The organism is Microbulbifer magnicolonia, from assembly GCF_035117725.1.
GTDB classification, from domain to species: domain Bacteria; phylum Pseudomonadota; class Gammaproteobacteria; order Pseudomonadales; family Cellvibrionaceae; genus Microbulbifer; species Microbulbifer magnicolonia.
This window is the reverse complement of sequence record NZ_JAYEFD010000002.1, coordinates 120,219-134,094: the sequence shown is the minus strand read 5'-3', so window position 1 is coordinate 134,094 and position 13,876 is coordinate 120,219. Positions and strand designations below refer to the sequence as shown.

9 protein-coding genes are annotated in these 13,876 nt (G+C 59.1%); 8 read left to right on the top strand and 1 reads right to left on the bottom strand.

All coding sequences use genetic code 11. The features are described 5' to 3' along the window. Positions 1-18: 18 nt before the first annotated feature. The 4 genes from RRF64_RS09890 to RRF64_RS09875 are packed head-to-tail and all read left to right on the top strand — an operon-like array spanning position 19 to position 3,940. Positions 19-765, top strand: coding sequence for an SDR family oxidoreductase (locus RRF64_RS09890; RefSeq protein WP_323845722.1), 747 nt, complete (start codon positions 19-21; stop codon positions 763-765). Between the two features lie 11 nt (positions 766-776). Continuing rightward, the gene (locus RRF64_RS09885) at positions 777-1,619 is read left to right on the top strand and encodes a fumarylacetoacetate hydrolase family protein (RefSeq protein WP_323845721.1); all 843 of its coding nucleotides are present in this window, start codon (positions 777-779) and stop codon (positions 1,617-1,619) included. Positions 1,620-1,639: 20 nt separating this feature from the next. Further along, positions 1,640-2,917: a phosphopyruvate hydratase gene (gene eno, locus RRF64_RS09880; RefSeq protein ID WP_323845720.1), complete on the top strand. Its 1,278-nt coding sequence runs from the start codon at positions 1,640-1,642 to the stop codon at positions 2,915-2,917. Between the two features lie 3 nt (positions 2,918-2,920). Further along, positions 2,921-3,940 (top strand): phosphotransferase family protein, encoded by a 1,020-nt coding sequence (locus tag RRF64_RS09875; RefSeq protein WP_323845719.1) that lies wholly within the window; start codon positions 2,921-2,923, stop codon positions 3,938-3,940. Positions 3,941-4,029: 89 nt separating this feature from the next. Here the strand turns inward: RRF64_RS09875 and RRF64_RS09870 are convergent, their stop codons facing one another. Continuing rightward, positions 4,030-6,615 (bottom strand): hypothetical protein, encoded by a 2,586-nt coding sequence (locus RRF64_RS09870; protein ID WP_323845718.1) that lies wholly within the window; start codon positions 6,613-6,615, stop codon positions 4,030-4,032. Positions 6,616-6,833: 218 nt separating this feature from the next. Here RRF64_RS09870 and RRF64_RS09865 point away from each other — a divergent pair, with 218 nt between their 5' ends. From RRF64_RS09865 to RRF64_RS09850, 4 genes are all read left to right on the top strand, one after another. Next, positions 6,834-7,583 carry a 6-phosphogluconolactonase gene (locus tag RRF64_RS09865; protein WP_323845717.1) on the top strand — a complete coding sequence of 250 codons (750 nt, stop codon included), beginning with the start codon at positions 6,834-6,836 and terminating at the stop codon, positions 7,581-7,583. A gap of 485 nt (positions 7,584-8,068) precedes the next feature. After that, entirely contained in the window at positions 8,069-10,792 is a 2,724-nt protein-coding gene (locus tag RRF64_RS09860) for a TonB-dependent receptor (protein ID WP_323845716.1), read from the top strand. Positions 10,793-10,926: 134 nt separating this feature from the next. Next, entirely contained in the window at positions 10,927-12,114 is a 1,188-nt protein-coding gene (uxuA, locus tag RRF64_RS09855) for a mannonate dehydratase (protein ID WP_323845715.1), read from the top strand. A 15-nt stretch (positions 12,115-12,129) separates the two neighbouring features. Further along, positions 12,130-13,650, top strand: coding sequence for a mannitol dehydrogenase family protein (locus RRF64_RS09850; protein ID WP_323845714.1), 1,521 nt, complete (start codon positions 12,130-12,132; stop codon positions 13,648-13,650). Positions 13,651-13,876 lie beyond the last annotated feature (226 nt).

Sequence of the window (13,876 nt, the reverse complement as noted above, 5' to 3'; positions counted from 1 at the left end):
AAAAATAGGCCGTACCGTATGGGGACTGAAAACAAGCTTGCCGGCAAAAAGGCGCTGGTTACCGGGGCGGGGCAGGGGATCGGAAGGGCGATAGCACTCGCCTATGCCGGGCAGGGAGCGCAGGTTGTTGCCGCGGATATCAATGAGGAGAGCCTCGGTGATATCGCGCAGAAGGATGGCATCACCGCCTATTGGCTCGATGTCAGTGATTCCCGGGCGATCGATGCCTGCGGAGCGGCGCACCCGGACGTGGATATACTCGTCAATTGCGTCGGAGTCGTACATCACGGCGCCCTGCTCGATTGCCGGACAGAGGATTTCAGCGAAGCCTATCGCATCAATGTGGAATCCATGTTCCACACCATCCGGATTTGCCTGCCCAACATGTTGTCCCGCAAGGACGGATTGATCATCAATATCGCATCCGCCGCGGCAGCGTCCAGGAGCGCAGTCAACCGTTTCGCCTATGCCACCAGCAAGGGCGCGGTGGTCGCGCTCACCAAGTCGGTGGCCATCGACTACATCAAACAGGGTATCCGCTGTAACAGCATCAGTCCCGGCACCATTTTCACGCCGTCTCTCGAAGGGCGGATTGCGGCCGCCGGCGACAGTGAGCAGGCGCTGCGCGATTTCGTCGCGCGGCAGCCGATGGGCCGCCTCGGCCAGCCGGAGGAGGTCGCGGCGGTGGCGCTGATGCTGGCGTCGGATGACGCCAATTTTATGTCGGGGTCGGACATCGTCATCGACGGTGGATTCAGTTTGTAAGGGGGATATTTATGAAGCTGGTTCGATTTGGAGAGCGCGGGCAGGAAAAACCGGGAATGATAGACGCGGCGGGCGCGCTGCGGGACCTGTCGGGGTACACCGATGATATTACGCCAGCCTTCCTGGCCGGAGAGGCTTTCGTCGCGCTGGCGGAAATGGACTCGACCGAATTTCCGGTGGTGGAGGCTTCCCCCCGGTTCGGCGTGCCGGTATCCCACGTCGGCAAGTTTATCTGCGTCGGTCTGAATTACGCCGATCATGCGAAAGAGGCCGGCATGCCGCCCCCTGAGGAGCCGATCCTGTTTATGAAGGCCACGTCCGCCCTGCAGGGGGCAGAAGATACGGTGGTGCTGCCGAAGGGGCACAGCAAGTCGGATTGGGAGGTCGAACTAGGTATCGTCATCGGCAAGCACAGCAAGAATGTCGCTGTGGAAGATGCGCTGGGCGTCGTGGCTGGTCTGTGCGTAGTGAACGACCTGTCAGAACGCGCCTTTCAACTGGAGCGTGGCGGCCAGTGGGTGAAGGGCAAAAGCTGTGACACTTTTGGTCCAGTCGGCCCCTGGCTGGTGACACTGGACGAGGTTGGCGATCCGCAGAACCTGCGTATCTGGCTCGAACTCAACGGCGAGATGGCGCAGGACAGCTCCACAAACCAGATGATTTTCCCGGTGGCAGAGCTGGTGTCGTACATCAGTCATTTCATGTCCCTGCAACCCGGCGACATCATCTCCACCGGTACCCCGCCCGGCGTGGCGGCGGGGATGAAAAACCCGCGCTGGTTGAAAGCGGGTGACCGCATGCGCCTTGGCATCGACAAGCTGGGCGTACAGACACAGCAAGTCATCGAAGAGTAGCGGGGCGCACTGTGTCGGCAATGAAGATCCGTTCCCTGGTCGGGCGCCAGGTCTGGGACAGCCGCGGACGGCCAACGGTCGAAGCGGAGGTGCGACTGACCGGTGGCGGCTTTGGCCGCGCAATTGCACCGGCCGGGGCGTCCACCGGTGGCGGTGAGGCGCTGGATCTCCGCGATGGCGGTAGGCGGTTGGGCGGTTATGGCGTCAATGCCGCGGTGGCGGCCATCAACGATTGCATCGCCCCGGCACTGTTGGGGTTGGATGCCGGCGACCAGGCCCTCCTCGATCAAACCATGATAGAACTGGACGGAACCCCGACCCGCAGCCGACTGGGCGGAAATGCCATGGTCGCCGTGTCCATGGCTGTGGCCCACGCGGCCGCATCCGCTGCGGGGATGCCACTGTGGCAGTACCTCGCCGGGGATCGGGTGCACGATATCCCACTGCCGGAAATCCAGATATTCGGAGGCGGAGCACACGCCAGAGGATCCATGGACCTGCAGGATTTTATGGTGGTGCCCTTCGGTGCCGGCAGCTTCGCCGAGGGCCTGGAGTGGGTCGCCGAGGTCTACCTGGCTGCAGGGCGCATTATGGATCAGCGCGGCAAGTGCGCCGGCGTCGCCGATGAGGGCGGTTACTGGCCGCTGTTCGACAATAACGAGGAGGCCATACGGACCCTGGTCGAGGCGATCGAGCAGGCCGGCTATGACCCGGCTACGCAGATGGGGATTTCCCTCGATATTGCCGCCAACCAGGTTCACGACGGCAAGGGTTATTTTCTCAAGGCCGAGCGGCGCCACCTCTGCGATGAAGAATGGTTCGAAATGATGCTGCGCTGGGTGCGGGAATACCCGGTGGTGTCCATCGAAGACCCGTTCATCGAGACGGACCTCGCGAGCCACGCCGCGTTTATGGCCGCGGTGGGCGATCGCGTGCAGGTCATCGGTGACGACCTGCTGGTGACCAGTGCCGAAAGGGTAAGGGCAGCGGCCGAGGCCGGGGCCTGCAATACGCTGCTGTGCAAGCCGAATCAGGCGGGGACCCTCACCGAAGCGAAACAGGCTCTGGATTGCGCCCATCAACAGGGCTGGAACGTGATTGTATCGGCGCGCTCCGGTGAGACCGAGGATACGTCCATCGTCGACCTCGTCTACGGATGGGGCGCGCGGCAGTTCAAGGTGGGCTCCTTTGCCCGTTCTGAGCGGATGGCCAAGTGGAACGCCATGATCCGGCTGGAAGAGGCGTTGCGCGGCAGGGCTGTCTATGCCGGCGCGGCGCCACTGTACTTGGGGCGCTAACCGATGGCGCAGGAGGTTCCGGACTTCGTACGCGAGGGCCTGCGCAATATGCGCTTGCTGCGCGACGGCGAGCGCATCCAGGCCACCTCATTGACCGGTGGCGTGTCATCGGACATCTGGCGAGTCGATCTGCTCGGGGCCGGGGACACTCGCAGCTATTGCATCAAGCGGGCGCTGGCCCGGCTCAGGGTGGCCGACGAATGGCAGGCGCCCGTGGAGCGCGGCTACTACGAAATTCTGTGGCTCAAGGAGGCCTTCGCCATCCGGCCACAGAATATCCTCGAAATTGTCGGTGAGGACCGCTTCACCGGTAGTTTCGCCATGGAGTATCTGCCTGCCGAGGACTACGCGAGTTGGAAACAGCTGCTCGCCGCGGGGCGGGTGGGCGTGGATATCGCCCGGGCAGTGGCGTCCGCCATCGTCAACATTCACGCGCAGACTGCGGGGGATCCGCGTATCGCGAGGAAATTTGCCACCGACGACATGTTCATGTCGCTGCGGCCCGCCCCCTATTTTCTGACGGCTGCGCGGCGCAACCCAGCGTTGGCGCCCGTGTTGCAAGCGCTGGTGGAACGCCTGATGCAGACAAAGCTGGCGTTAGTCCACGGTGATCTGAGCCCGAAGAATATTCTCGTTGGCCCCCGGGGGCCCTTTATCGTCGACGCCGAAACTGCCTGGTATGGCGACCCTGCCTTCGATCTGGCCTTTTGTCTCAATCACCTTCTGCTCAAGTGCCTGTGGCGGCCGGCTTCACGCGATGAATTTCTGGATGCCTTTACCGTTTTCCGCGACAGCTATGTCGAAATAGTTTGCTGGGAGCCTGTGCATGGTCTCGAGCGGCGCGCGGTCAGTCTGCTATACGCGATGATGCTGGCGCGGGTGGATGGGAAGTCTCCCGTCGAGTACCTTTCCGGCGCGGCCGACCAGAACCTGCTGCGCGGATTTGCCAGTGAAGGGCTATTGCAGCCGGAGGCCACACTGGCCGCTGTGCGGGATCGCTGGCGGCGGACCTTAGCCGCTTAAACAGGACGGGGCGGTAGACAGCAGATCTCTGAAAAAGGCCGCGAGCCATTGGTTCGCGGCCTTTTCTGTTTGGGTGGTTGCTTGCCGCGTCAGCGCCGGGCGATAGTGAGTGCCACACGCTTGCGGGCGGGCACATCGATCTCGAGCTGCTGGCCGGGCCGCACGACGCTGATTTGCTCCCCGTGGATGTCTGCGCCAGAACCCTTCAGTGACAGGTGGTAATCCCCGGCGGCGAGTTGCCACAGGCGCAGGTTGACCGGGGCGTGTTCTGCTTCGCTGTTGATGAACAATTCCACGGTCAACCGGTCCCTGCTGCTGTCCCGCACCAGGGCGGCAAAACCGTCGGGCGCATCCTGCCAGGTGACCGCCGCATAAGGTGCGGAGGTGCGCACGCCGCCGGTGAGCATACCCAGGTTGGCGGGCACGGCATCTTCCTCGCTGATGTAGACGCGGTCCGTGAACAGGGCTTCGCTGGTTCGCATTGGGAAGTTGTAGCGGATGCTGTCCAGTATGGGTGTTGCCGCATCCGCGAGTTGGCGGTCGTCTCCGCTCAGTCGGAATTTGATATAGGCGCTGCCGTGCTCCATCAGCAGTGCATCGTAGCGACGGTCGTCATACAGCAGGCGCCACTGCTCGAGCACACTCCAGAAGCCCGGTTGCGACGCCAGGGTGGCGGCAGCCCAATCGCGGGAGCCCTTGGTGTATTCACCGGCCGGTTTGGGAGAGGCGGCGAGATGGGCGGCGACCAGGTCGGCACTGGCGTAGAGCGGTTGCAGCAGGCTGTCGTCGCCGGTGAGCTGGGCGACGGACAGGAACAGGTCGTAAATCTGCTGGCCGGATTCATGCTCCCAGTTGAAATAGTCCCAGAACATATTGGCGTCGTACCAGTTGGGCTCATCGCCGTTGATGCTGCCATCCGCGGCGCGAACCGAGGCCGGAATCAGCCCGGCCGGCTTGCCCTTGGCGTCGCTCATGGCCGCCTTGCGCCAGCCCTTCGCCCACTCATGCAGACCACTGATCACTCGTTCGTTACCCGTTGCCCAGGCGTAGTACATCACCGCCTTGGCCGCACGGCCATTCATTGGGACGTCGCGGTTGCGGGGCGGGCGCTCGTCAATGGTGTGGGCGCCGAACCAGGCCGATTTAAACAAGCGGGCCCCGTCCTGTTCCACCGTCCAGCGTTCCAGGAAGTGGCGTGCCGAGTGAGACAGCCGCTCTACGTAGAGCGGATCCCCGAGATAGCTGAGCAGGGGCAAGGTGTCAGAGATAGGCTCCGAGGCGTGTTCCACGTCCTTGGGCTTCTTGAAGTAGCCATCCTCCAGCCGGTCGCTGTGCCAGACGCCGGTCGCCAGCTTCCGCCAGCCCTCGGCGGTGACTGGATCGCCGGCCAGGAAGGGCAGAGCCCACCAGCGCAGCATTTCCACATCATCGCCGTACTTGCCGCCCAGCTCGCCATTCTCGTCCTGCCGCTCCTGCACCCACCAATTACTCAGCAGCCGGGTGCGGCACAGCATCTCGCTCTGGCCCTCGCTCCAGGCCGGCGCCTGTTCCGCTGCGCTCAGTTTGTCGCAGACGTCGGGCTCATCGATCTTGCCGCCGACGTACATCTTGAGCAGGTTGTCCTGGGGGTGCTTCCCGGCGAGGTATGCGAGGTCGGGCGCAATCCAGCCATCGTGATGGCGGCCGTGACTTTCTCGGTCGATCCAGTACAGGAGGCGGCCGCGCTGATAGCGGGCCCGCTCGTACAGCGGGTGGTTCTTATCGGCAGTGCTCAGTAGCCCGTCGATCAACATGATGGCCTGGTTGTAGCGGCCGAACATGCTGAGCCCGGTTTGCATGCGGGCCCATTCCCAGCCGCGCAGGCCTTCGAAATATTCCTCGGCGCGGGCAAGCGCTTCTACCTGTGGCAGCCAGTAGGCGGCGAACTGATCCGCGGGATTCGCAGCGAGCCGGTTTCTGAAGTGAATGGCGATGGCATCGAGGGACTCGGTGCTGTTGAAATGTCCGGCCGCCTTCAGCCGCAGTAGATCCTGGGCGTCCGCCCGGCCGATGTCCCGGGTCGGTGTGGGCGCTTGCCCGGCGCGGACAAATTGCAGCCCGTTCAGGCGCACTTCATCTTCGCCGCCCTTGAACACCAGCTCCAGGCTGTCTTTGTCCACGGACACGGGACCCTGCCACAGGCGGTATTCGGGTCGCAGGCTGGTCACCGGTTCTGCGGGGCGCTCGAACTTGTGCCAGTTGAGTGCGAGCGGGCGGCCGTTGGCAGTCACAGTGGCGGTATTTACAAACTCAGTACCGGACTCCATCCAGAAGTTCAGCAGCCACTCACCTTTCGGCAGGTCGATGCGGAAGCGCAATTCCTCCCCCCCCAGGCTGTCGATGGTCAGGTCGTCGCGACTGCGGGAGAGTTCATCGCGCTGCAGGAGCTCCGGGGTCTTGCCGCCCGGCAACCAGCCATAGCCCCGCTGCGGCGCATAGAGGCTGTCGCTCTCGAGAAGCTGGCTACCGGCGTAATGCCGCTGCGCTGTGCCGGCATCGAAGGTCAGGGCGGCCCCCTGCGCCAGCAGGTGATCGAGCTGGCTTTCGGCCTGAGTCGCCTGAGTGCTCAGCGCCAGCAGGCTGCCGAAGGTCGCCGCGATGGTCGAGCGGGTCCGCCCCACAGGAATGGATGTCATGGTGCTTCCTTTATTATCGGGTGTTATCGAGCCTGTTATTGATCTCTATCGCCGGGCCATCGCCAACGGTAGATGTATGATGTACTATAACAGCACTTTCACCGGATTGGCCTATTTGTCGGCGAACCGATTGGGCTTTCCTGCCAATGTAACCCCTGCGGGCAAAACCCATCATCTTGCAGGCGGCATACTAATAACAATTGACGAGGAACGTATCTGTGCGTGTGCAAGTTCTCGATACCGTGAAGGAGATGGCGGCGCGCGCTGCCCGTGACGGCGCGGCGGCCATCCGCACGGCCATTCGCGACAGGGGCGAGGCGACCATCGTTCTGGCGACCGGTACCAGCCAGATCGAGATGCTGGCGGTGTTGACGCGGGAGGATATCGACTGGTCGCGGGTGATGGCCTACCACCTCGACGAATACTGCGGCATAGACCGCGATCACCCCGTCAGTTTCCGCCGCTATATGAAGGAGCGCTTCACCGACCGGGTACCGGGGCTGAAGTCTTTTACCTGGATCGATGCGGACGCGAATGACCTTGATGCCGAACTTGTTCGCCTTGGTGGTGCGATAGAGCAAACGCCGGTGGATGTGGCGTTTATCGGCATAGGTGAGAATGGCCATCTGGCCTTCAACGAGCCGCCGGCGGACTTCGACGCCACGTCACCCTATATCCTGGTAACGCTTGACAGCGTATCTCGCCAGCAACAGGTGAACGAGGGCTGGTTCGGGCATATCGACCAGGTACCGGAGGTCGCGATTTCCATGAGTCTGCGCCAAATCCTAAAGGCGAAAACCATCGTCTGTACTGTCCCGGACGCTCGCAAGGCCAAAGCTGTGCGCGCTGCCATCGAGGGCGAGATCCAGGAGGATTGCCCGGCGTCCATTTTGCGTGTTCACGCAGATGCCTCTCTCTACCTGGATCGGGCCGCCGCATCGGGGCTCAGGTTCTTTGCCCGCTTCTAGAGCGCGGTGTGGCACGGGGCTGATTGGTCCCTGAAAACGCGGCGAGCCATTTGGCTCACGGATTCCAAAGTGATGCGTTAGCGCCTGTTGCGTTATTGGCAAAGAGCGACTGACAGGTGATTACTCTGATGGTGAAGTGATTGGCTGCTATCCGGCAGCCGTGCAGTCTGTCCGCCACTTTCACTGGCGTGTAATTCTGCTATCGTTCCCATGCAGTCAGTTCGCTGGTGGCCACCTGCCAGTGACGTTGCTTTTGGCGGAGAAGGGCGTCAAGCCTGCCAGATGGTTTCTTTGCCCCATTACTCAATTGCATTTTTTTCGAAGCCACCCCCGGAAATCAATAGAAGCGGTTTGATCGAGCCGGCGTAATGTGCTATCAACACACATCAGTCATATGATGACTGATGTGTTGTAGAGTGATGACGCGTCGAAAACCGGCACGAATCTTAATAATAAATAGCAACCGATCGCCTCGGGGAGGCTTTATGTTTCCTAAATCTCAAACTCTAAAATCGGCTCCCGTCCGGACTCTCCTGGCCGTTTCCATAGCTGCTTCCGCACACGCACAGGCGCAGGACGTCGAGAAAAAGCCCACTGATAACGATAACCTCTATGAAGAGGTTACTGTCGTTGGTACTCAGGCAAGTCTGCAGCGCGCGCGCGATCTTGAGCGTGCATCTGATGTGTGGAAAAACGTGGTCGCCGCGGATGATATCGGCAACTTCCCCGACCAGAACGTCGCCGAATCACTGCAGCGCCTGCCGGGTCTGTCGATCAGTCGCGACGAGGGCGAAGGTCGGTTTGTTAGCGTCCGCGGCCTGTCGCCAGCATTCAACAATGTCACGATCAACGGCGTCCGCATGGGCGGCACCGGAGAAGAATCTCGCGACAATATCGTTTCGCTCGACACAGTCCCTTCCGATCTGCTGAACGGTATCGAAGTGTCCAAGGCATCGACTCCGGACATGGATGGTGATGCCATCGCCGGTACCGTCAATCTGAAGACGCTGACCGCTTTTGACCGCAAAGGTGACTCTTTCACAATGCGGACTGAAAGCAGCTACAACGAGCGCTCTGGTGAGATGTCGCCAAAAGTTTCCGGTAGCTACACAAAGCTATTTGATACCGCTTTTGGAGCAAATACGCTGGGTATCGCCCTGACCGGCAGCGGTTTCGAACGCGATATTGTCCTGGACGACCTGCGCGTCGCCCGCTCTGACGGCACCGATCTGATAGCCCGGGAAACGGCTCAGGGGACCTACTATCAGCCGCAGGAGATTGACCAGCGACTGGAAATCGGCACTCGCACCCGTACCGGTGCCACCGCCAATATTGCGTTCCGCCCGGATGATAACAATGAGCTATACCTCAATCTGACCGCATCGAAGTTGCGCGACGAGGATATTCGCGTGCAGCAGGAGTGGGAGACCCGTCGGGCAACGGGCAGCGAAATCAAGGTTATCGGTCCCAATACAGGTGTCCTCGATGACGTGGATCTGGAAAAGCAGATTTTCTACAAGGACACTACCAGCAAAAACTTCAGCGCAAGTCTGGGGGGCGAGCATATGCTCGACCAGTTTGAGCTGAGCTATCAGCTGGATTACTCGGAGAGCAGCTACCGCAATCCGCTGGGTACTCGCGGCCAGTTCCGCGAGCGCGATGAGTTGGTGAAGTACACGTCTAGCGAAGATGGTGTAACGATCGATGCAACGCCGGATACCGATGAGTACAGCCGAAGCAAGAGCGGTGTGGATATTACCGATCCATCCAAGTTTACCTTTGACAATGTCCTGATCGACGATGTGAAATCCGAAGACGAGATCTCTTCCGCCCGTTTGGACGGCAAGTGGAACCTCGAAATCGGTGGTATGCCAGGGGCTATCAAAGCCGGTATTAAAGTACGGGACCGCAGCAAATTCCAGGACAAGGAACAGCTGGACATGAGCCCGGGCGATTTTGGCTTTGATGTGACTATGGCCGATATCGGTTATTACAATCCTAAAAATACCAATCTGGATAACTTCAAGCTGATTCCGGATCTCGACGCCGCGAAAGAACTGTTCTTCCAGGCTCGCGACGCGATGGTGCCCACCGGCTTCAATACCAGCAACCCGAACGACGACTTTACCATTGACGAAAAAATCAATGCTGCTTACGTAATGAGCCAATTTGATCTCAATGATCAGTGGAATGTGATAGCGGGTGCCCGTGTTGAGCAGACCAAACTGGACTCCGCCGGCAATATCACAGAAAACCTAATGACCTGTAATGACGCGGAATGCAGCACGTTCACGACTACCCAGGTTCTGGGTGAGGATATCATCGGCTCACAGGACTTTAGCGATGTGCTGCCGAGCTTGCACTTCCGTTACGAGCCCAGCGATGACCTTGTATTTCGTTTGGCACTGACGAAGGCCGTCAAGCGTCCGTCCTTTAACGAAAACCGTCCGAATATCGGCATCATTACCATGGAGCAGGAGGACGGCAGCTTTACCAGGGCTTACACGGGAGGCAATCCGAACCTGGATACGCTTAAGGCCAATCAGGCAGATTTCCTGGTTAGCTGGTATCCCAGCGACAACCTCGCCCTCAGTGGTGGTATCTTCTACAAGGATATCACCGACTTCATTGTCGAGGGCACACTTGAGGGAGCAGCGGTAACTCAGGCCGGTTTCGCCGTGGGCGATGGTACCCAGACCGGTGGATATGATGTCGTTACCACTTTCTTCAACGGCGAAGAAGCAAAGGTGCAAGGGGTAGAGCTCAATTACTTCCAGTCTTTCGCAAGTGTTCCGGGGATATTTGTCGACGGAAACGTGACGTTTGCAGACAGCACCAGCCGCGTAGAGCAGATCCGCCCCGGCGAGACCTTCCGCCTGCCGGATCAGCCCAAAATGGTCGGCAACCTCTCTGTGGGCTACGAGAACGACCTGCTGTCTCTTCGCCTATCTGGCAACTATGTTGGCGAAAAAGTGGAAACCATCGCATCTGATTCGGCAGCCGACGAAATTCGCGAAGCTCGCTTCTCGATGGACTTCGGCGCTCAGTACTATCTATCGGATACAATGAGCATCTACATTGACGCCATCAACTTGAACGAGGCCAAGGACGTTCGCGTGTTCCGCAACGGTGACAATGCGCCGCGTATGTTCGAGAGCGTTCAGGACTACGGCCGCACCCTCCAGCTTGGCTTCCGCGCAAACTTCTAAAAGCGGAGCGCTAAGCTAATCGGAGCGGGTGGCCGGCAGTAATTCGCCGGCCGCCCGACACCGCTTTGGCAATGCATAAATCGGCTGGTCAGCACAGCCGTTGACAAGAAGTCCATTAATTAGGAACGATGTATATGCAAGAGACTTGGCGCTGGTTTGGGCCCGGTGACACTATTTCCCTCGGGCATATTGCTCAGGCAGGCGCTACCGGTATCGTCACATCCCTGCACGAGCTTCCCACGGGCGATCTGTGGCGTGAGGAAGATATTGCCGAACGCAAGCGGCTTATTGAGTCAGCCGGACTGATCTGGTCGGTAATAGAGAGTATCCCGGTGCACAACGACATCAAGGCGCGCACGGGCGACTTTAATAGGATGATCGATAATTATCGCGAGTCAGTAATCAATGCGGGCAGGGCAGGCGTCACTACTGTTTGCTACAACTTCATGCCGGTGGTTGACTGGACCCGCACCAGCCTGAGTTACAAGCTGAAAAATGGAAGCCAGGCGCTTCGTTTTGAAATGGCGGATTTCGCAGCTTATGACATACACGTATTGCGGCGTGCGGGTGCGGAAGCCGATTACGACCCGGACGTGCTGAAGAAGGCGAACCGACGTTTTCAGGAAATGAGCGGCGAGGAAGTGGATCAGTTGGAGCGCAATATCATTGCAGGGCTGCCTGGTGGCGAGGGATCCCACGACCGCGATAGTATCAGGTATTCCATCCAGCAGTTTAATGAACTGGGAACAGAGAAATTTCGGGAAAACCTCTTCCTCTTTTTGCAGGAAGTCATTCCAGCGGCGGAATCTGTCGGGGTGAAAATGTGCATTCATCCAGACGACCCTCCCTTCTCACTTTTCGGTTTGCCGAGGGTGGTGTCCACAGCTGACGACGTCAGAGCGCTGCTCGAGGCTTTTCCCTCTCCTGCCAATGGATTGACACTTTGCGCGGGCTCTTTTGGTTCCCGCGCCGATAACAATCTGGTTGCAATGGCGAGGGAGTTTGCGCAACGGGTCTACTTCGTTCACCTGCGCAATGTGGTGCGGGAAGCGGATGGCTCATTTTACGAGTCCGACCATTTGGCCGGCGACAATGACATGGTCGGTCTGGTAGCGGCGCTGTTGGAAGAGGAACGTCGTCGCAGCCGGACCGGCGCTGCCAGTGAGATTCCGATGCGTCCGGATCACGGGCTGTTAATGGGCGATGAACTTTCGACAGGTGCGGTAAAGCCGGGCTATTCTTATATCGGCAGATTGAAAGGACTTGCCGAAATCCGCGGAGTTATTCACGCACTGAAGTGCTTAGAACCTACAGGCAGCTAAAGCGGGTCCGCGGTAATGCAGCGTCTATCGCTTGAATTGATGAATTCCGATGCGTTTGAAGACGCGAGCCGCGTTGTTCGCCGACCCGGTTACAATCCGGAAAATCTTAACGCCGGCATTGTTCATATCGGTATCGGAAATTTTCATCGCGCACATCAGGCGGTCTATGTGGACGACCTGCTGGCAAAGAGTGGGGAAGACTGGCGTATAACCGCCATTAGTCTGCGCAAGCCTGACATGCGCGATCGCATGCAACTCCAAGATTGTCTCTACACCCTGTGCGAAAGCTGCTCGGAGGGCGAGCACTTGCGTGTGATCGGATCTGTGGAGTCGGTGCTGGTGGCGCCGGAAAATCCCTCCGCAGTAATCGATGCGCTCGCCAGTGAAAATACCTACGTGGTAACGGTAACCGTTACAGAAAAAGGATATTACCTGATTCCGGGTGAGTGGGAACTCGATCTGGCAAATCCGGATATTGCCGCAGATATTGCCGACTCAGAATCGCCAAAGACTCTGTTCGGCTTTCTGCTCGCAGCCTGCAAGCTCAGAAGGGAGAGGGGGCAGCGGGGCTTCAGTATATTGAGTTGTGACAATCTACCGGAAAACGGTGGACTGCTGAAATCCTGCCTCCTGGCCGTCGCCCGTCTGAAGGATCAAAGTCTCGCATATTGGATAGAGGAAAATCTCGGGTTCTGCAGCACCATGGTGGACTGTATGGTGCCGGCGACCACTGTGGAACTGGTCAAGCGAATTCAGTCGGACACCGGTTACCGGGACATGGCCTGTCTGCAGAGCGAGGCATTCCGCCAGTGGGTGATCGAGGACAACTTTGTCACCAAGTGCCCCGATTGGAGGGCCGTCGGGGTCATGGTTGTTGAAGATGTCGCACCCTTTGAGCGCATGAAGCTGCGGCTGCTGAACGGCAGTCATTCGGCGCTCGCCTATATGGGAAGGCTGCTCGATTACAACTATATCCACGAGGCAGTTGGAAATGAGCTGCTGCAGCGGTTTGTCGTTGCGCTGATGCGCCGGGAGCTGATGGCTACTCTGGCCGGTGTCGAAGGAGTGGATTTGCCACGCTACTGCGAGCAGGTATTGGCACGCTTTGCGAATCCCGCCATTCCCTATACCTGTATGCAGGTAGCGTCTGACAGCAGCCAGAAATTGGCGCAGAGACTTCTGCAGCCCGCCAACGAACTGAATGCGCTGGGGCGCCCTTGCCCGATGATTTGCGTGGTAATAGCGGCGTGGCTTGCCTTTCTGTTCCGAAGTCGCTGCGCGGGCAAAGAGACCAATATTGGCGACCCGGGCGCGGCCGGTTTGATCGGCGTGATGCAGAAGCTGGGAAATATGGGAAACTTCCCCAGCGACAATCACGTGAGAGTGCTGTTAATGCGTGCTGGAGTCGTGCCCGCAGCCCTCCTCAGCAGCGATGCCTTTGTTGTAGCAGTTGCCCGAGCTTTGGGGCTGATACTCAAGGAAGGGGTGGAAGCCACCTTGGCGGCGGCACTGCGCATTGAGGCTGAGGGCGTGTAGCCGGCCATCATATCGCGCAGGGAAGTCGCAGCATAAATTCCGCATTGACTTTTGATCGGTTACGCAATTCCCGAAGTCCGGCTCAGGTGCGATATGGTCCTGGTCCGGATTTGCCGAAGTTTCCGGTCTGTCTGATTACTTGTAGGTTGCTATAGTGTGCAAAATTGGTTATACCACTTTTCTTGGTGGTAAGGCCTGAGCGTTGGGTCAAGGTCACATGAATATT

Excerpts from the sequence above, each read along its gene's own strand:
- RRF64_RS09890 (WP_323845722.1), top strand. The coding sequence starts at position 19 with ATGGGGACTGAAAACAAGCTTGCCGGCAAAAAGGCGCTGGTTACCGGG.
- RRF64_RS09885 (WP_323845721.1), top strand. The coding sequence starts at position 777 with ATGAAGCTGGTTCGATTTGGAGAGCGCGGGCAGGAAAAACCGGGAATG.
- eno (WP_323845720.1), top strand. The coding sequence starts at position 1,640 with ATGAAGATCCGTTCCCTGGTCGGGCGCCAGGTCTGGGACAGCCGCGGA.
- RRF64_RS09875 (WP_323845719.1), top strand. The coding sequence starts at position 2,921 with ATGGCGCAGGAGGTTCCGGACTTCGTACGCGAGGGCCTGCGCAATATG.
- RRF64_RS09870 (WP_323845718.1), bottom strand. The coding sequence starts at position 6,615 with ATGACATCCATTCCTGTGGGGCGGACCCGCTCGACCATCGCGGCGACC.
- RRF64_RS09860 (WP_323845716.1), top strand. The coding sequence starts at position 8,069 with ATGTTTCCTAAATCTCAAACTCTAAAATCGGCTCCCGTCCGGACTCTC.
- uxuA (WP_323845715.1), top strand. The coding sequence starts at position 10,927 with ATGCAAGAGACTTGGCGCTGGTTTGGGCCCGGTGACACTATTTCCCTC.
- RRF64_RS09850 (WP_323845714.1), top strand. The coding sequence starts at position 12,130 with ATGCAGCGTCTATCGCTTGAATTGATGAATTCCGATGCGTTTGAAGAC.